This is a genomic window from Ferrovibrio sp. GW821-FHT12F09 (assembly GCF_058806775.1).
This window is the reverse complement of record NZ_JBXAPZ010000002.1, coordinates 664,940-682,624: the sequence shown is the minus strand read 5'-3', so window position 1 is coordinate 682,624 and position 17,685 is coordinate 664,940. Positions and strand designations below refer to the sequence as shown.

At 65.1% G+C, this 17,685-nt stretch carries 14 protein-coding genes; 5 read left to right on the top strand and 9 right to left on the bottom strand.

From position 1 onward, the window contains the following. Window positions 1–59: 59 nt before the first annotated feature. On the bottom strand, window positions 60–1,331 hold the full coding sequence (gene purD / locus AC1ROB_RS16245) for a phosphoribosylamine--glycine ligase (RefSeq protein WP_492970082.1): 1,272 nt from the start codon (window positions 1,329–1,331) through the stop codon (window positions 60–62). Between the two features lie 83 nt (window positions 1,332–1,414). Here purD and xseA point away from each other — a divergent pair, with 83 nt between their 5' ends. The 3 genes from xseA to AC1ROB_RS16230 are packed head-to-tail and all read left to right on the top strand — an operon-like array spanning window position 1,415 to window position 3,908. Continuing rightward, the gene (gene xseA, locus AC1ROB_RS16240; protein ID WP_492970083.1) at window positions 1,415–2,857 is read left to right on the top strand and encodes an exodeoxyribonuclease VII large subunit; all 1,443 of its coding nucleotides are present in this window, start codon (window positions 1,415–1,417) and stop codon (window positions 2,855–2,857) included. Further along, the gene (locus AC1ROB_RS16235) at window positions 2,857–3,078 is read left to right on the top strand and encodes a DUF2093 domain-containing protein (RefSeq protein WP_492970084.1); all 222 of its coding nucleotides are present in this window, start codon (window positions 2,857–2,859) and stop codon (window positions 3,076–3,078) included. Before xseA ends, AC1ROB_RS16235 begins: the two co-directional genes overlap by 1 nt. Then, entirely contained in the window at window positions 3,075–3,908 is an 834-nt protein-coding gene (locus AC1ROB_RS16230) for a M23 family metallopeptidase (RefSeq protein ID WP_492970085.1), read from the top strand. Before AC1ROB_RS16235 ends, AC1ROB_RS16230 begins: the two co-directional genes overlap by 4 nt. Window positions 3,909–3,911: 3 nt before the next feature. Here the strand turns inward: AC1ROB_RS16230 and AC1ROB_RS16225 are convergent, their stop codons facing one another. The 7 genes from AC1ROB_RS16225 to AC1ROB_RS16195 all read right to left on the bottom strand — a co-directional run bounded on the left by AC1ROB_RS16225 (window position 3,912) and on the right by AC1ROB_RS16195 (window position 13,608). Continuing rightward, a complete protein-coding gene (locus tag AC1ROB_RS16225; protein ID WP_492970086.1) occupies window positions 3,912–4,799 on the bottom strand; it encodes a lipid A biosynthesis lauroyl acyltransferase in 888 nt (295 codons plus the stop codon). Continuing rightward, window positions 4,792–5,775, bottom strand: coding sequence for a tetraacyldisaccharide 4'-kinase (gene lpxK / locus AC1ROB_RS16220; protein WP_492970087.1), 984 nt, complete (start codon window positions 5,773–5,775; stop codon window positions 4,792–4,794). The genes AC1ROB_RS16225 and lpxK overlap by 8 nt, the downstream gene beginning before the upstream one ends. After that, the gene (locus AC1ROB_RS16215; protein WP_492970088.1) at window positions 5,768–6,460 is read right to left on the bottom strand and encodes a lysophospholipid acyltransferase family protein; all 693 of its coding nucleotides are present in this window, start codon (window positions 6,458–6,460) and stop codon (window positions 5,768–5,770) included. Before AC1ROB_RS16215 ends, lpxK begins: the two co-directional genes overlap by 8 nt. 44 nt (window positions 6,461–6,504) lie before the next feature. Then, window positions 6,505–8,283: an ABC transporter ATP-binding protein gene (locus tag AC1ROB_RS16210; RefSeq protein WP_492970089.1), complete on the bottom strand. Its 1,779-nt coding sequence runs from the start codon at window positions 8,281–8,283 to the stop codon at window positions 6,505–6,507. Between the two features lie 124 nt (window positions 8,284–8,407). Continuing rightward, a complete protein-coding gene (gene tkt, locus AC1ROB_RS16205; RefSeq protein ID WP_492970090.1) occupies window positions 8,408–10,420 on the bottom strand; it encodes a transketolase in 2,013 nt (670 codons plus the stop codon). A 186-nt stretch (window positions 10,421–10,606) separates the two neighbouring features. Further along, window positions 10,607–12,922 carry a methyl-accepting chemotaxis protein gene (locus tag AC1ROB_RS16200; protein WP_492970091.1) on the bottom strand — a complete coding sequence of 772 codons (2,316 nt, stop codon included), beginning with the start codon at window positions 12,920–12,922 and terminating at the stop codon, window positions 10,607–10,609. A gap of 146 nt (window positions 12,923–13,068) precedes the next feature. Then, the gene (locus tag AC1ROB_RS16195) at window positions 13,069–13,608 is read right to left on the bottom strand and encodes a chemotaxis protein CheW (protein WP_492970092.1); all 540 of its coding nucleotides are present in this window, start codon (window positions 13,606–13,608) and stop codon (window positions 13,069–13,071) included. A gap of 128 nt (window positions 13,609–13,736) precedes the next feature. On the opposite strand from AC1ROB_RS16195, the gene AC1ROB_RS16190 reads away from it, so the two are divergent. Then, window positions 13,737–14,522: an HpcH/HpaI aldolase family protein gene (locus AC1ROB_RS16190; protein ID WP_492970093.1), complete on the top strand. Its 786-nt coding sequence runs from the start codon at window positions 13,737–13,739 to the stop codon at window positions 14,520–14,522. 3 nt (window positions 14,523–14,525) lie between these two features. On the opposite strand, the gene AC1ROB_RS16185 is transcribed toward AC1ROB_RS16190, so the two are convergent. After that, window positions 14,526–16,643 (bottom strand): methyltransferase domain-containing protein, encoded by a 2,118-nt coding sequence (locus AC1ROB_RS16185; RefSeq protein ID WP_492970095.1) that lies wholly within the window; start codon window positions 16,641–16,643, stop codon window positions 14,526–14,528. A gap of 71 nt (window positions 16,644–16,714) precedes the next feature. Between AC1ROB_RS16185 and AC1ROB_RS16180 the strand changes: the two genes are divergently transcribed. Then, entirely contained in the window at window positions 16,715–17,659 is a 945-nt protein-coding gene (locus tag AC1ROB_RS16180; RefSeq protein ID WP_492970096.1) for a dihydrodipicolinate synthase family protein, read from the top strand. Window positions 17,660–17,685 lie beyond the last annotated feature (26 nt).

The following is a 17,685-nucleotide window of genomic DNA, read 5'->3' as shown; positions in this document are numbered from 1 at the left end:
GGGGGACGCAACCGCCCTCTGAAAGACGGGCGGATGCTGTTGTTATTGTTGGTCTGCGGTCAGGTTTTCCGCTCGCGCTCAATGGCGCGCCAGCCAATGTCGCGGCGGCAGAAGCCTTCCGGCCAGCGGATGCGGTCGACGGCGGCATAGGCGCGCGCCTGCGCATCGCCGATGGTCCTGCCCAGGCCACAGACACCCAGCACCCGCCCGCCATTGGCGAGGATGGCTCCATCGGCTCGCGCGGCGGTGCCGGCATGGAAGATAACCGTGTCCGCTTCGGTCGCAGCGGCATCAAGGCCTTCGATGACCGTACCCTTGCGCGGTTCACCGGGATATCCTTCGCCGGCCATCACCACGCAGAGCGCGGCTTCATCGCGCCAGCGCAGATCGAAATCCTTCAGCACGCCGTCGCGCGACGCGATCAGCGCCGGCAGCAGGTCGGATTTCAACCGCAGCATCAGGGTCTGGCATTCCGGATCGCCGAAGCGGGTATTGTATTCGATCAGCTGCGGCCCGGTCCTGGTGATCATCAGGCCGGCGAACAGCACGCCCTTGAAGGGCGCGCCTTCTTGGATCATGGCATCCACCGTGGGGAGGATGATGCGCTGCATCACCTCCTGCTGCAGGGCCGGCGTCAGCACCGGCGCGGGGGAATAGGCGCCCATGCCGCCGGTATTCGGCCCGGTATCGCCATCGCCGACGCGTTTGTGATCCTGCGCCGAAGCCAGCGCCAGGGCATACTTGCCGTCAACCAGGGCGAAGAAGCTGACTTCCTCGCCTTCCAGGAATTCCTCGATCACCACTTCAGCACCGGGGACGGCGAACAGCGCCGTATTGGCCTCCAGCGCCTCGTCCAGGGTCATCGCCACGGTCACGCCCTTGCCGGCGGCCAGGCCATCGGCCTTCACCACGATGGGCGCGCCCTGCTGGCGGATGAAGGCTTCCGACGACGCTGCATCCTTGAAGCGGCCATAGGCTGCCGTCGGGATGCCGTATTTGGCGCAGATGTCTTTCGTGAAGCCTTTCGAACCTTCCAGCCGGGCCGCGGCGGCGGTCGGGCCGAAACAGGCAAAGCCGTTGGCCTCCAGATGATCGACAAGGCCGATCACCAGCGGCGCTTCCGGGCCGACCACGACGAAATCGATATGCTCGTCGCGGCAGAGCTGCAGCACGGCATCGCGGTTCAGCGGATCGACCGCGGCCAGCTTGGCCACCTGGCCGATTCCGGGGTTGCCCGGCGCGCAGACCAGCTTGTTGACCAGCGGCGAGGCGGAAAGGGCCCAGCACAGGGCATGTTCGCGCCCGCCCGATCCGATGACGAGAAGGTTCATGTCTGTCCCCTGGGATGATTGGGCGACTGGAGGAATGGCGGCAATGTTTGTATCATGGCCGAAGCAGACGCAAGGCTTCCCCGATGAGCGATTTTGAGCAGGATGTGGGCGCGCCCGCGGCCCCCGGAAATGTCCCGGAATATACGGTTACCGAGCTCTCCCTGCGGCTGAAACGCAGCATCGAGGAGGGGTTCGGCTGGGTCCGGGTCCGGGGCGAGATTTCCGGCTTCAAGCGGGCTGCCTCCGGCCATCTCTACTTTTCGCTGAAGGATGCCGATTCGGTCCTCGACGGCGTGTGCTGGAAGGGCAGTGCCGCCCGCCTCGGGGTGAAGCCCGAGGACGGGATGGAGGTGATCTGCTCGGGCAAGCTGACCAGCTATCCCGGCCGCTCCAAGTATCAGATGGTGGTCGAGCGCATGGAGCTGGCCGGTCTGGGCGCGCTGATGGCCCTGCTGGAGCAGCGCAAGCAGAAGCTGGCCGCCGAAGGGCTGTTCGCGCCCGAGCGCAAACGTCCCCTGCCGTATCTGCCGCGTGTGATCGGCGTGGTGACCTCGCCGACCGGCGCCGTGATCCGCGACATCCTGCATCGCCTGGCCGACCGTTTCCCCACCCATGTGCTGGTCTGGCCGGTGCTGGTGCAGGGCGAGGGTGCGGCGGCGCAGGTGGCGAATGCCATCCGCGGTTTCAATGCCCTGCCTGAAGGCGGCGTTGTGCCGCGGCCCGACCTGCTGATCGTGGCGCGCGGCGGCGGCAGTCTGGAAGATCTGATGGCCTTCAACGAGGAGGTCGTGGTGCGCGCCGCCGCCGCCTCGGATATCCCGCTGATCTCGGCCGTGGGCCACGAGACCGACACCACGCTGATCGATTTCGCCTCCGACCGTCGCGCGCCGACGCCCACGGCCGCGGCGGAAATGGCTGTGCCGGTGCGGATGGAACTGGTCTCCACCGTCGCTGGCTATGACGAGCGCATGCGCCGCGGCATGGCGCGTATGGCGCGCGAAAAGCGCCAGCATCTGGATGCGCTGGGTCGCGGTTTGCGCGGCCCGCGCGAGCAGCTCGACATGGCGCGGCAGCGCTTCGACGATCTGTCCGACCGCCTGCGTCATGCGCTGCGCGTCGGCGTGGCGGCGCAGCGGTCACGCATGGAGACCATGATGGCCAAGCTGCGGCCTGCGCTGCTCCGGCGCGAGGCGGCGGATTATCGCCGTCGTCTGGCCGAGGCCGATGCCCGGCTGCTGCGCGCCATTCGCCAGCGTCAGGCCGATGCCCTGCAGCGCCTGACCCAGCCGGCCAAACTGCTGGAAAGCCTGTCCTACAGAAACGTGCTGTCACGCGGCTTTGCCGTCGTCTATGGCGCCGATGGTCGGGCGCTGAAGGATGCCGCCGCCATGGTGTCGGGGGCGGCCGTCACCATCGAGATGCAGGACGGCCGCCGCGATGCGCAGATCGTCGGCGGTGGCGGAACTGCACCCCGGCGCAATCCGGCGCCGGTGACGAAACCAACCAAGCAGGAAAGCCTGTTCTGATGCAGAGCCCGCCTCTACCGCGTGAAACCGAAGCCCGGGTGCATTACCGCGATGGCACCTTCGACATCGTCTTTCCGGGGTCTTATGTCATCTGCGCGGTGACCGGCCAGCGTATTCCGCTGGAGCGTCTGCGCTACTGGAGCGTCGACCGCCAGGAGGCCTATGCCGATGGCGTGGTGGCGACCCGCGGCATGGTGACCGATCCGGTGAAGCGCGCATGATCCGCTGGCTGGCCGCACTGCTTCTGCTGCTGAACGGGCCGGCCATTCTTCATGAAGCATGGGCCAATAGCGCGCCGGCGGGTCTGTCCTGGCAGGGCGATTTCAGCCAGGGCGGCCTAGTGATCGGTACGGCGCAGCCGGGCATCCAGCTCATGCTGGGCGAACGCCCGGTGCCGGTGGCGAAGGACGGCCGCTTTGTCTTCGGCTTCGGGCGCGACGAACCGGCGCAGGCGAACCTGACGATCCGCCACGCCGGCGGGCAGAGTGAGACGGTTTCGCTCGCCATCGCGCCACGGCAATACGACATCCAGCGTATCGACGGCCTGCCGCCGGCGCAGGTGACGCCGCCGCCCGGTTTGCTGGAGCGGATCAAACGCGAGAATGCCAAGATCGCGGCGGCGCGCCAGCGCAATATGCCGGTGCAGGACTTCATGCAGGGCTGGATCTGGCCCGCGCAGGGACCGGTTTCCGGTGTCTACGGCAGTCAGCGCATTCTGAACGGCGAGCCGCGGCAGCCGCATTTCGGCCTCGATATCGCGGCGCCGGCCGGCAGCCCGGTGGTGGCGACGACGGACGGCGAGGTGACGCTGGCCGAGAAGGATATCTATTATACCGGCGGTACCGTGATCATCGATCATGGTATGGGCATCAACGGCGCCTATTCGCATCTGCAGACGGTGACCGTGAAGGTTGGGCAGCGCGTGAAGCAGGGCGAGCAGATCGGCACGGTGGGGGCGACTGGTCGTGCCACCGGCCCGCATCTGGACTGGCGGGTGAACTGGTTCGATGTGCGGATCGATCCGCAGCGGCTGTTGCCGCCGAAACCGTAACGGTCAGCGCTTCCAGCGCTTGTGAACCCAGAACCACTGTTCGGGATGGGCGCGGATCCAGCTTTCGATCCTGCCGTTCAGCAGCAGCATGGCGTTGTAGACATCGCGCTCGCGATTGCCGGTATTCTCCAGCCGCAGCGGCGCTTCCACCGTGACGCGGAACCGGGCGCCATCCAGGCGCTGCACATAAGCCGGCACCACCGGGCAGTCGGCGCGCAGCGCCAACTCGGCAATCGCCGGCGCGGTCATCGCTTCCTCACCGAAAAACGGCACGGGAATGCCGGTGCTGAGCTTCTGGTCGATCAGCATGGCTAGGCTTTCATTCTGCTTCAGCGCCTTCAGCAGTTCGCGCGCGGCCTGCATGCCCTTGGGCACCAGGCGGCCGCCCACGGCCTGGCGCTGTTTCTGCAGCAATTCTTCGGTCAGCGGATTGTTGGCGGCGCGGTAAACTTGCACCAGCGGCAGGCCGTAATGGGTCGCGGCCAGCCCCAGCAGTTCCCAGTTGCCGTAATGCGCCGAGAACAGGATCGTCGGCTTGCCGGTCTGGCGGATGGCATCGATATGTTCCAGGCCGATGATCTCAACCCGGCCGGTCCGGGCTGCGATTTCAGCACCGATATCGTCCAGATGGGCATATTCGGCCATCACGCGGCCGAGATTGTCCCACATGCCGCGAAGAATCTCCTGGTGCTGCTCCGGCGAAAGGTCGGGCATGGCGCGTTGCAGGTTGCCCAGCGCGTGTTTGCGTATGCCGAAGCGGGGACCCAGCTTGCGGCCGATCCAGCCGCCGAAGGCCGATGCGGCATCGAGCGGCAGCGCACCGAAGATCGCGAGTGCCGTACGGGCGCCCCAGTAGGCGACATATTCATGCGGCTCGGCGCGATCAAACACGGCTGAGCTTGTCCGTCAGGAAGGCGTCAATCCGTTCGGGTGCCGAGAAGGTCAGGTTGACGCGCAGCACATCCACCATGGCCCGCGCGGCAGGCGGCAGGCGCACCTGGTCCTTGGCCGTCGTCACCGGAATGGCGTTCAGGCGATGCGCGGCTTCCACCAGTCGCATGATGGTATCTTCAGTGTAGGGGGCGTGATCGGGGAAGGTTTCCATCCGGACGATTGTGGCGCCCAGCTGTTGCAGGGATGTGAAAAACTTTTCCGGCCGGGCGATGCCGGCAAAGGCCAGCACCCGGCGCTCGCGCAGACGCACGGCATCGGCCGGATTGGCATCCAGCGTGGCGGTAAAAACCGGGCGGGACCCGAAACCGGGTAACGGCACCGTCGGCTTGCCGATCAGCACCACCGCATCACTGCGCGCAATGCCGACCTCGGCAGGTTCGCGCAGGGGGCCGGCCGGCAGCAGCTGGCCATTGCCCAGTCCATACCCGCCATCGATCACCAGCAGGCTCAGCCGGCGTCCCAGCGCATAGGTCTGATGGGCATCGTCGGCCAGAATGCAGCTGGCACCGGCGGCCACGGCGGCACGGGCGGCAGCGGGGCGATCACGGCCAATCCAGGTGGGGGCGGCCACGGCCAGCAGCAGAGGTTCGTCGCCCACTTCCGCGGCCGTATGGCGGGCCAGATCGACCTGCAGGGGTCCGGTCAGGGTGCCGCCATAGCCACGGCTGATGATATGAGGCTGCTGGCCCAGGGCTTTCAGGCGGGCAGCCAGAGCGATTGTGGTGGGGGTCTTGCCGGCCCCGCCGGCGACGAGGTTGCCGATGGAAATGACCGGGCGTGCAGTCTCCTGCACGCCGGCGATGCGCTGGTGCAAACGGTTGCCAGCACCGTAGAGGGCCGAGATCGGACGCAGCAGGGTCGGCCAGCGCGAGCTGGTGCCGGATTGCCAGAAGCCCGGTGTGCGCCTAGCCATTGGGATCGGGTGCCGGCGCAGCCGGTTCGATCGGGACATGGCCGCAATAGCGGTCGGCCTCGGCGCACAGCGCGTTCAATGCCGCCTCGAGCCGCAAGGCGGCCTGCTCCAGTGTTTCCGTCTCGTCGCTATGCACGTCGATGGGTTCGCCCCAGAGGTAGATGCCGCGGTTGAACGGCCATGGCAGGATGAAGCGGTCCCAGGAGTTTATCACGCGCCGGCGAACAACGGCATAGGTCACCGGCAGGATCGGTGCCTTGGCCAGACGGGCGGCGGCCACGACTCCGGCGCCAGCGCGCATGCGCGGACCGCGCGGGCCGTCAGGTGTAAAGCCGGCATACTCGTTCAGCTTCAGCTGGCGCACCATGATGCGCAGGGCGGCGCGCCCGCCCTTGTCCTTGCCGCCCTCCTTGGCGCTTGAGCCACGCACGGTGCCGATGCCGAACGGATCCATGGCGCGTGCGATCAGTTCGCCATCGCGATGCTGGGAGGTCAGCATGTGCATGATGCGATCGCGACGCCAGACCGGCGGAATCATCAGCAGCCGGCCATGCCAGAAAGCGAGAACAAAGGGCTTGTTCTGGGTCCAGTAACCGGCCGGATGGTCAGTGCCGCGGGTCTCCCAGCGCGTGGTCCGGTGCACCAGGCGGACATAGAAGGCGATGGCATCGGCGGCAAGTCGCACAGCCGGCTTGCTTCGCTGAATGCGCTTCCACAACCCGGCCATAGTCAGGCGGTCGCCTCGACAGCGAACTGCGTCGCATAGAGGCGGGCATAGATGCCGTTGCGCGCCAGCAGTTCGGTATGGCTGCCCTGTTCGATCAGGCGGCCATGATCCAGCACGAAGATGACGTCGGCGTCGATCACCGTCGACAGGCGATGGGCGATCACCAGGGTGGTCCGGCCCCGCATCAGTTCGCTCAGGGCCGTCTGGATCAGGCGTTCGGATTCGGTGTCCAGCGCGCTGGTGGCTTCGTCCAGCAGCAGGATCGGGGCGTCGCGCAGCATGGCGCGGGCAATGGCGACGCGCTGGCGCTGGCCGCCCGAGAGTTTCACGCCGTTCTCGCCGACGATGGTGTCGTAGCCCTGCGGCAGGCTCGTGATGAAGTCATGGGCGGCGGCATGGCGGGCGGCAGTCTCGATATCCGCCTGGCTGGCATCGGGCCGGCCATAGGCGATATTGGCGCGGATGCTGTCGTCGAACAGGGTCAATTCCTGGCTGACGAGGGCGATATTGCGGCGAAGCGATGCAACCGTTACATCGCGCACATCCTGACCGTCGATCAGCACACGGCCTTCGGTGGCGTCATAGAAGCGCGGCACCAGATTGAGCAGCGTGGATTTGCCGGCGCCGGATGCGCCGACAAGGGCGGCTTTCCGGCCCGGCGGCACCAGCAGCGAAATCGACTGCAGGGCCGCCTTGTCCTCGGCATAGCGGAAGCTGACATTGTCCAGGCGGATTTCACCGGCCGGGACCTGCAGCGCCTTGGCATCAGGGCGCTCGGCGATCTTCGGCTGGATGTCCAGAATACCGAAGATGCGTTCGGCGGCGGCCAAGCCTTCCTGCATGGAGGTCTGCATCGTGGCCAGCGACTTCAGCGGCTGATAGGCGGTCAGGGCGGCATAGATGAAAGCGGTGAGCGTGCCGAGCGTCAGGGTTTCGCTGTTGCCCCCGATATAAATCACCACGGCAACCGCGATGCCGCCCAGTGCCTCGGTGGTGGGACTGGCGGCGGCGCGGGCCCGCACCACCTTCATGAAATGGCTGAGGCGGGTATCGACCGAGGCGCGGGCCCGCTCGATCTCGCGCTGCTCCATGCCATAGGCCTTGACCATCCGTGCGCCCTCGAAGGTCTCGCTAAGGATCGAGGTCAGTTTGCCGGTTTCCTGCTGGCCGCGCGCCGAATTCTTGCGTGCCTTCTTGCCCAGACGCCGCGTGGACAGGCCGACAAAGGGGAAGATGACGCAGACGATCAGCGCAAACTGCCAGTTCATGCTGAACATGACGCCGGTGAGGAAGATCAGGCTGAGTGCATCCTTGACCATACCGGTCATGGCTTTGGTGACGGCTTCGCGCAGCAGGCCGGCATCGTAGAGGAAGCTGGCGATCAGCTTGCCGGAATGCATCTCGTGCAGCCAGGCGAGATCGGCGCGGATGAAATGGCTGTAGAGCCGAATCTGTGTATCGGCGATGACCCGCTCGCCGAAGCTGGTCATCAGCGTGCCTTCGAAATAACTCGCCACGCCCTTGACCACCACCACGACGATCACGGCCAGCGGGACCATCGTGGTCCAGTAGGGATCGCGCTGGGTGAAGACCTGGTCGATGGCCGGTTTGAGCAGCCAGGCCGTGGCGGCGGTCATGGCCGCCACCACAATCATGCTCAACAGCGCCAGCGCCAGCGAACCCATATGCGGACGCACCTGCTCGACGAACAGTCGCCGCAGCAGACTGCTGCTGCTGGCTGCGGCCGCCGGGCGGCTGTCGGAGGAGGTGGGCGAGGTCACCGGAAATCCGTCCCAATCAATGAGTTACGCTGGCTGCTATAGCATGCAGCCGGGTTCCCGGCCACCCTGACTCGGAGACGGGACCGGAAAACGGGTTCGGTGCGGCAGGCGCGCGGCGCGGCCCTTACAGGCGCTGCCTGGCCGCCGCCGCCACGGCTTCCGCCGTGATGCCGAAATGCTTGTAGAGCTGGTCGATCGGGCCCGAGGCACCGAAGCTGCTCATGCCGACGAAACCGCCCTTGATGCCGAGATACTTGTCCCAGCCCTGACGCACACCGGCTTCGACGGCGACGCGCACGGTATTGGGGCCCAGCACCTGCTCCTGGTACGTGACATCCTGAGCGTCGAACAGCTCGAAGCTGGGCATCGAGACCACGCGGGTCGGGATGCCGTCCTTCTGCAGCAGATCGCGGGCGGTCATTGCGATAGCGACTTCCGAGCCGGTGGCCAGCAAGGTCACCTTGGCCGCGCCATCGGCGGCAGCCAGTTCGTAGCCGCCCCTGGCGACCAGATTGTCGGCCGTATGAGTGTTGCGCACGGTGGGCAGATCCTGGCGGGTGAGCGCCAGCACGGCCGGACGATCCTTGCTCTGCAGGGCAACCTGCCAGGCTTCGGCGGTTTCCACCGCATCGGCCGGACGCAGCACCAGCAGATTCGGCATGGCGCGCAGCGAGGCGATATGTTCCACCGGCTGGTGCGTCGGGCCGTCTTCGCCCAGGCCGATCGAGTCATGGGTCATCACGTAGACGACGCGCTGGTGCATCAGGGCCGAGAGGCGGATCGAGGGGCGGCAATAGTCGGTGAAGACCAGGAAGGTGCCACCATACGGGATGAAGCCGCCATGCAGGGCGATGCCATTCATCGCCGCCGCCATGCCATGCTCGCGCACGCCGTAATAGATGTAGCGACCGCTGAAGTCGTCGGGCTTGATAGGGGCCAGGCTTGCGGTCTTGGTGTTGTTCGAGCCGGTGAGATCGGCCGAACCGCCAAGCGTTTCCGGCACCACCGGATTGATCACTTCCAGCGCCATCTGCGAGGATTTGCGCGTCGCCCATTTCGGCTTCTCGGCGCTCAGCTTGGCCTTGTAGTCGATGATGGTCTGGTTGAACGTGGCGGGCAGGTCGCCCTTGAAGCGGCGCTCCCATTCGGCGCGCTGTTCGGCCGGCAGGGCGGCGAACTGCTTGCTCCAGGCGGCGAATTTCGCGGCTCCGGCGGCGCCGACACTGCGCCAGGCCTTCAGGATCGCCTCGGGAATCTCAAACGGCGCATGGGGCCAGCCCAGCTTCTCGCGGGCACCCTTGATCTCGTCGCCACCTAGGGGCGAACCGTGGGTCGCCGCCGTGCCGGCCTTGGTCGGCGCGCCGTAACCGATCACGGTGCGGCAGGCGATCATGCTCGGCTTGTCGCTGTTCTGGGCGGCGGCAATCGCTGCGGCGACGGCATCGGCGTCATGGCCATCGACGGCGATGGTGTTCCAGCCGCTGGCCTGGAAGCGCTTGATCTGGTCGTCGGAGACCGAGAGGCTGGTCGGGCCGTCGATGGAAATCTGGTTGTCGTCCCACAGTACGATCAGCTTGTTCAGCTTCAGATGGCCGGCCAGCGAAATGGCCTCGTGGCTGATGCCTTCCATCAGGCAGCCGTCGCCGGCGATCACATAGGTATAGTGATTGCTCAATGTGTCGCTGAACTGAGCTGCAAGCGCGCGTTCGGCCAGCGCCATGCCCACGGCAGTCGCGATGCCCTGGCCCAGCGGGCCGGTGGTGGTCTCGATGCCGGCGGCATGGCCGAATTCCGGATGGCCGGCGGTACGTGCGCCGATCTGACGGAAGTTCTTCAGCTCGTCCAGCGTCATGTCGGCATAGCCGGTCAGATGCAGCAGCGAATAGATCAGCATCGAACCATGGCCGGCCGACAGCACGAAGCGGTCGCGATCGGCCCAGGTCGGATTCTGCGGGTCGAATTTCAGGAAACGGCTGAACAGAACGGTCGCGACATCGGCCATGCCCATCGGCATGCCCGGATGGCCCGAATTGGCCTTTTGCACGGCATCCATCGACAGGGCGCGGATGGCATTGGCCATGTCGGCATGGCTGGCGGAAGCCGTGTGACGGGGGAAGGCGGTGGCGGCCTGCAGCATGTCGTCAAAATCCCGCATTGGAAGCAGCAAAATCGGGCGCGACCATGCCGGGCAAAGCCGCCCCCGTCAACCCATGCTCGCCCGGGGCGGAAAGCTGCTGGAATCGTGCTGAAATTCCCCGTTGGCCGGCGTTTTCCGGAGACGATTCTCCGGCGGGGTCTGCGGCCTCGCCGGAGTCGCTGCCGATCAGCCCCGCAGCTTGAAGAAACCGACCAGCTGGGCCAGTTCGGCGGCCTGGTTGGCCAGCGCCTGGGCCGAGGCCGAGGTTTCTTCGACCAAGGCACCGTTGCGCTGGGTCATTTCATCCATATTGCCCACCGCGGTGTTGACCTGATCCAGGCCGGTGGCCTGTTCGCGGCTGGCGGCGGCGATCTCGGCCACGATGTCCGATACCTTCTTGATGGCCGCAACGATTTCGGTCAGCGATGCGCCGGTCTGGTTCACCAGGGTCGCGCCGGTCTTCACCTGGGCATTCGATTCCGCGATCAATGCCTTGATGTCTTTCGACGCATTGGCCGAGCGTTGCGCCAGCGCACGCACTTCCTGCGCCACCACGGCAAAGCCCTTGCCGGCCTCGCCCGCACGCGCCGCTTCCACCGAAGCATTCAGCGCCAGCAGGTTGGTCTGGAAGGCGATCTCGTCGATCAGGCCGACAATGTCGCTGATCTTCTGCGCGCTGCTCTCAATCTGCGTCACGGCAGTGACGGCATTGGCCACCACGCTGCCGCCCTTTTCGGCGGTATCGCGCGCTGCTGTCGCCAGCTGGTTGGCGGCCTGAGCGTTGTCGGCATTCTGCTTCACCGTCGCGGTGATCTCGTGCATGGAGGCCGCCGTTTCTTCGATGCTGGCGGCCTGGCTTTCCGTACGGCTGGCCAGATCCTGGCTGCCGGTCGAGATTTCGGCTGCCGCTGCATTCACCGCTTCGGCATTCTCCGCCAGACGGCCGGCGAAATCGCGCAGGCGCTCGCCCATGCCGTTGACGCCGGTCTTGATCTGGCCGAACACGCCCTCGTAATTGCCCTGCACGGACTTGGTCAGGTCACCGCCGGCCATGGCGCCCATGGTGCCGGCCAATTCGCCGGTCATGGTCTGCAGGGTTGCGGCGAGCCTGTTCAGTTCCTGGCTGGTGCTCAGGAAAAAGCCGTCCTTGCCGGTTTCGTCGATGCGGCCACTAAGGTCGCCCTGGCCTACCTTGTTGACCAGCGCAGCGATCTCGTCGCCGGCCGCTTTCTCGCGGGCTTCGCGCTGGATGCGGCGCTGCTCGGACTCCTCGCGTTGCTGCGTAATGTCGGTTTCGGCCTGTTCGCGCGCGATCATGCTGTCCTTGAAGACCTGCACGGCCTTTGCCATCTGGCCTACTTCGGCACCGCGATCGACATAGGGAATCTCGGTCTGCAGATTGCCGCTGGCCAGGTCCTGCATGGCGCCGGTCATGCGCACGATCGGACCGCTGACGCGCCACTGCACGATCAGGAAGCCGAACACGGTGACCGCAATGGCTGCTGCGAGCAGCAGGCCGTTCAGGATCAGGCTCTGTTGCGTATCGGCCATCTGGGTATTCGCGCGCTTGATCAGCTCGTTCAGAGCCGTGTTGGCGATGGCGTTGAGCATATTGAGGCTTTCCGTCACCGTCGGCTGGTACTTCGCCTGCTCAACCGGTGAGGGCTGGCCGGCCGTGAACGCCTTGACGATGACTTCGCGCTCGCTGGCGATCTGGCCGGAGAAGAAGGTCTTTGCAGTATTTACCACCTCGCGCAGGCTGGCCGGCGTGTCACTGCGGGCGGCAATCGCGCTGACAACGCCCCAGGCGGTTGCGACGCGGCCGGCATCATCGGCATGAGCCGAGACATCGGTGATGGTCCAGGTTTGGCCGCCAGACATTGTCGTCAGGATGCGCAGCACCAGCGAACCCGCGTAGTTTCGGATCGTCCAGGCATTCTGCTTGGCGCTCAGCAGTTGATCGACCGTCGGATCAACCAGCTGCAGCGAGGATTCCAGAAATTCCGAAGCGGCTTCGACAGCATCGAGAAACGCCTGCGTGACACGCGTCCATTCCTGCGCAGCCTGCGGGTTGCGCTGGGCTCGCGGCTGGTTGATCGCGGCCATCATATTCGCCCGCAGGGCTTCCACGGCGTCATGCGTGGTTTTCAGTCTTGTCTGGATGGGGGCGGCGCCGGCCTGTGCGGGAAGCGCCGAGAGCATGGCATAGCCGGTGTTGTAGGCATTCCGCGCACCATCCCGGTAGGTGGTGATGTTGTCGACGGTCTCCTTCGGTGCCGGCGCTTCGGCGCGGTAGGAGATCAGGATGTTGCCGCGCTCAAGACGATGCTGCTGCAGGCTGGTGAAGAGCGCCTGGCTGATCGGCGCCAGTGTCGCCACCCGTTGCGCCGCGCGATTGCGGTCCAGCGCTGTGGATACGGCATTGATGCTGACGCCAATCAGCATCAAGCCGAGAACGCCGATGACAAGGCCCAGGGTGGTTCGGATCGATAAGGTCGGCATCAGGACGGTTCCCCTCAGGTGCGCCGCTGGGGCGCGGCGGCAATATCAGTGGGGAGACCCTAGCCGGTCTTTATGCGGTGTGCCGCTCCAAGAGGGCAGCGTTATCAATATTTAATCCCCGAATATGGAGATATTTGCGCATGCAACTATGGCGCCACCGGCCCCTGAGCCTGTTGGGCCGCGATTTGCTGCATCTGTGCGGCCGTGGCGGTATTGACCAGGCGGTCGAGGTCTAGGATGGAAACCATGCGGTCCTCGCGCGCCACCAGGGCACTGAGGAATTTGTAGTCGGCCTCCATCCCGGTCTCCGGCACCGTCTGCAGGTCGCGTTCGTTAATCGACAGGATGTCGGAAACGGAATCGACCAGCAGGCCGAAGGTACCGGTTGCGGCCACCACGACGATGACCACATGCATGCTGGTCGGCGTGGTGCGGCCGCCGCCAAAGCGGACGCGCAGGTCGTAGATCGGCACCACCGCGCCCCGCAGGTTGATGATGCCGCGCACGAAGTCTGGGGTATTGGGCAGATTGGTCACTTCGGTCCAGGCGCGGATTTCACGCACACTCAGGATGTCGATGCCGTAGTTCTGCGCGTCGATGGCGAAGGTGAGATACTCGTTGCTGCCCGAGTGTTCGGGGCCGCTGGTCGTGCCGCGCCCCTGAGTAGCGGTTGGCAGCTGCGCCATGGCGCCCTCCTGGATTGTCTTTTGCCCTGATACGGGCGTTTTTTAGCATAGATTCCTCTTGTATCGCGGTGATTAATTCATTGTTGTAGGACGGTCCGTCTAAAGATTTCAGGGAGGAAGGGCCAGTCATGCAACTGCCCGTCAATACATTCAAACGCGCCCTCAAAGAGCGCCGTCCCCAGATCGGCCTGTGGTGTTCGCTATGTAGCAATATCGTGGCTGAAATCCTTGCCACAGCCGGGTTCGACTGGGTGGTGCTGGATACCGAGCATTCGCCCAACGAGCTGCCGATGGTGCTGCAGCAGCTGCAGGCCATGCAGATCGACGCCAATACGGCCAGTCCGGTGGTGCGCCCGCCATGGAACGACACGGTGATGATCAAGCGCTTCCTGGATATCGGCTCGCCGAACCTGCTGCTGCCTTTTGTGCAGAATGTGGACGAGGCGAAAAAGGCGATCGCCGCCACCCGCTATCCGCCCAAGGGCGTGCGCGGCGTGTCGGGCAACCAGCGTGCCAACCGCTATGGCCTCGTGACCGACTATCATGCCAAGGCGGAAACCGAGCTGGGCGTCATCCTGCAGGTGGAGACCCAGGAAGCCGTCGGCCGGATTCCTGAAATCGCTGCGGTCGAAGGCGTGGACGGCATCTTCATCGGCCCGGCCGACCTGTCGGCCAGCCTGGGTCATCTGGGCAACGCCGCGCATCCGGAAGCGCAGGCCGAGATCATGCGGGCGCTGAAGCTGTGCAAGGAAGCCAACATGCCCGCCGGCATTCTGGCGCCCAACGAGGATGACGCGAAACGCTACCTCGATGCCGGCTTCACCTTCGTCGCCGTTGGCGTCGATCAGGGCCTGCTGACCAAGGCGACACGCGATCTAGCCAAGCGTTTCCGCGGCCATATCGGGCGCGCCTGAGCCTTACGTCTTGCGGCGAACCCAGAAGCGATAGCAATTGGCGAAAAGATCGGGATTCTCCGTCTCGATCTTTTCCCAGTTCGCCAGACTAGTGGCGGTGGGGTCGTCGGGGAACCGCGCGCGATAGCCGGTGAGCGGCTTGGGCGAATTGAACTCGAAGCCGAGAAATTCGAGGCCGGCGTCGTCGATCAGCATGCCCAGCTGCGGCAGGGTATAGCGATGCTCCTGCCGGTGGAAGATCAGGTCGCGCAGGTCGCTCAGCGTATAATAGGCGCTGGAAACGCCCAGCCGCCGCGACAGCTTGGGATGCAGCTGCGGCAGATCGGTGCGGAAGCGGCGGATATCGTCTGGCGTATCGCGATAGCCCCGTTCGGCCACCAGGGCGCGCGCCGTGACCACATCGCGGCGGCCAAGTTCGCTGTACAGGCCGAGCATCATATGGCCGCCGGGCTTGAGCAGCATGACCAGTTGCGCCAGGCCAGCGGCCGGATCGCGCAGATGGTGCAGCACGCCAAAGCTTTCGATCACGTCGAAGCGGCGTTCGATGCTGCCCAGTCGCAGGATATCGGCCTGGGCGAATTCGACATTGCCGATCTTCAGTTCGTCGGCCTTGCGTTTGGCATAGGCCAGGCTGGCACGGCTCAGGTCGATCGCCAGCACCTTGGCATTGAGATAGCTGGTCGCCGCAAGGATCGCATGCAGGCCGGTCCCGCAGCCCGCCACCAAAATATCCGGGCTGGCACCGGTCCCGCTGGGAATAGTCTGGAAGGGCAGGGCTGAACGCAGGCGCAGCGAAACGTTGACGCCGCTGCCAAGCACCGGCTGGTGCCAGCGCGGAAACGGACTTTCCTCGTACATTTCCTGCACGGCGCGGCTGGTCGCATCCTCGATTGGCATCAGGGCCGGCAGATCGGCGGCAAGGCGGCGCTCCAGCAGAGGCTCGTCCAGCTGACGTCGTTTCAGTGTGGCGAACTCCGCCGGCCATTCAGCAGCTGCCAGGCGCGCGGCATCGCTGCGCCGGTAAAGCGGCTCGTATAAGGCGTAGACCCCGAAAGCGACGGCTGCCTCGGCAGGGTCGGCGGCGGCGAGATGCCGGTCGAGCTTGTCCAGGCGGCTGCGCTCGCTGTCATGCACGGGGTCGAGATATTCGGCCTGGAAGGCCCGTGTGGCCATCAGTCCGATCAGCCGGGCGTAACGCGGCAGGATCGCCGGCTGTTCCAGCGCAAGGCTGAGCAGGCCGCGCCGCAACGCGATCAGCCTCTGCTCGATGCGGGGATCCGTCACCAGCCCATGCTCCAGCCATTCTGCCAGGCCTGGCGTCTGCAAGGGATCGGGACAGTGCGGCACCGCCAGCACAGCGGCCACCTTGATGGCGGGAAGGCTGTCGATGCTTTGCAGTCCCAGGAAGGTGGGGTCGAGGCAGATCGCGCTTTCGATCACCGGGGCCAGGTCGCGCGGCTCCACACCCGGCGTGCCGAGCAGCGGCAACGCGGCGGCCACCATCGCCGGATCGGGTTTTTTCATGCGCACATCGCGCAGGGCCCGGGCGAAACCGATCTTGTAGCGGGTGTTATCGGGCGCAAACTGGTAGGCACGGCCGAAGTAACCCAGGGCCTGCTTGGCATCGCCCTTGGCCATGAGCACATAGCCCAGCATGTAATTGGTTTCGGCATGCTTGGTTGTCTGGCTCAGGGCGCTGAACATCACGCCGACGGCGGTTTCCACCTCGCCATCGGCCAGAAAGGCATGGGCGAGACCGATATAGGCGTCGTTCATATTGGGATTCAGCACCATGGCGGCGCCGAAACTTTCCTTGGCGCCGGCGCGGTCGCCGGATGCCAGCAGGATATGACCCAGCGTCAGGTGATAGCTCTCGAAATGGAAGTCGATGGCGATCGCGCGTTCGACCAGCTGGCGGGCGGTGGCCAGATCGCCGCGCTGCAGGGCGATATAGCCCTGCAGGTGTATGGCATCAGCGAAGTCGGGTTCCTGAACCAGCAGGCTGTTCAGGAAGTCCTCAGCCTGCTGGTACAGCCCCGCATCGATAGCCCGCATGGCCGCGCGCAGGATTGGCAGCAGATGGGCTTTTTCAGCAATGACGGTGGGATCGGGAAGCGACATTTCGCTTTGCAGCAGGATGCGGAAGATGATTACTCTATTACTAAGGGGAACGCCCGTTTGGAGCAAACATAATGAAAACAACGCCTGTGGTTTCGGCCGACCTTGGCAAGTCGGTGTTCGCGGTGCCGCCATTGGCCCGTTATTCCGATCTGACGCTGAATGAAGACGCGAATCGGCAGCTGATCGCCCATATGGAGGTTGGCGGCATCCGCAGCCTGATGTATGGCGGCAATGCCAATGTCTACAATCTGCCGGTCAGCGAATATGCCGAGGTGCTGGAATTCCTGATCGATGCCGTGGGCGCCGATACCTGGCTGATTCCCTCTTTCGGGCCCGATTACGGCAAGCTGATCGACCAGGCGAAAATCCTGCGCGGATCCAAGGTGCCGACCGCCATGGCCCTGCCGATGACCTTTCCGGCCACATCGGATGGGATCGAGATCGGCCTGCGCCGTGCCGCCGTCACCATGGGCAAGCCGGTCATCCTTTATATCAAGTCGGATAACTACATCGCGCCGGAAGCCGCCGGTCGGCTGGTGAAAGAAGGGCTGGTCTGTGCGGTCAAGTACGGCACCGTGCGCGCCGATCCGCTGCAGGACGATTATCTGAAGCGCCTGCTCGACCATGTTGACCCCAAGCTGGTGATCAGCGGCATCGGCGAACGTCCGGCAATCCAGCATCTGCGCCATTTTGGCCTGGGCGGCTTCACGTCGGGTTCGGTCTGTATCGCGCCGCGGGGTTCGATGGCGATCCTGTCGGCGATCCAGCGCGGGGACTGGGCGCAGGCCGAACATCTGCGCGAAGCCTTCATGCCGGTGGAAGACCTGCGCGACGGCATCAGTCCGATCCGCACCCTGCACGATGCGGTCACGCTGGCCGGCATTGCCGATATGGGGCCGATGCTGCCGTTGCTCACCGGCCTGAACCCTGCGGAGCGCGCGCGGGTTCAGCCCGCGGCCCAGGCCTTGCGGGCCTGGGATGCAACGCTGGAGACCTCGGCGAGGGCTGCGGAGTAGCCATAAAAAAAGCCCCGGAGAAATCC

What these genes read in the sequence shown, in the direction of transcription:
- purD (WP_492970082.1), bottom strand. Translation starts at nt 1,331, where the DNA reads ATGAACCTTCTCGTCATCGGATCGGGCGGGCGCGAACATGCCCTGTGC.
- xseA (WP_492970083.1), top strand. Translation starts at nt 1,415, where the DNA reads ATGAGCGATTTTGAGCAGGATGTGGGCGCGCCCGCGGCCCCCGGAAAT.
- AC1ROB_RS16235 (WP_492970084.1), top strand. Translation starts at nt 2,857, where the DNA reads ATGCAGAGCCCGCCTCTACCGCGTGAAACCGAAGCCCGGGTGCATTAC.
- AC1ROB_RS16230 (WP_492970085.1), top strand. Translation starts at nt 3,075, where the DNA reads ATGATCCGCTGGCTGGCCGCACTGCTTCTGCTGCTGAACGGGCCGGCC.
- lpxK (WP_492970087.1), bottom strand. Translation starts at nt 5,775, where the DNA reads ATGGCTAGGCGCACACCGGGCTTCTGGCAATCCGGCACCAGCTCGCGC.
- tkt (WP_492970090.1), bottom strand. Translation starts at nt 10,420, where the DNA reads ATGCTGCAGGCCGCCACCGCCTTCCCCCGTCACACGGCTTCCGCCAGC.
- AC1ROB_RS16200 (WP_492970091.1), bottom strand. Translation starts at nt 12,922, where the DNA reads ATGCCGACCTTATCGATCCGAACCACCCTGGGCCTTGTCATCGGCGTT.
- AC1ROB_RS16195 (WP_492970092.1), bottom strand. Translation starts at nt 13,608, where the DNA reads ATGGCGCAGCTGCCAACCGCTACTCAGGGGCGCGGCACGACCAGCGGC.
- AC1ROB_RS16190 (WP_492970093.1), top strand. Translation starts at nt 13,737, where the DNA reads ATGCAACTGCCCGTCAATACATTCAAACGCGCCCTCAAAGAGCGCCGT.
- AC1ROB_RS16185 (WP_492970095.1), bottom strand. Translation starts at nt 16,643, where the DNA reads ATGTCGCTTCCCGATCCCACCGTCATTGCTGAAAAAGCCCATCTGCTG.
- AC1ROB_RS16180 (WP_492970096.1), top strand. Translation starts at nt 16,715, where the DNA reads ATGAAAACAACGCCTGTGGTTTCGGCCGACCTTGGCAAGTCGGTGTTC.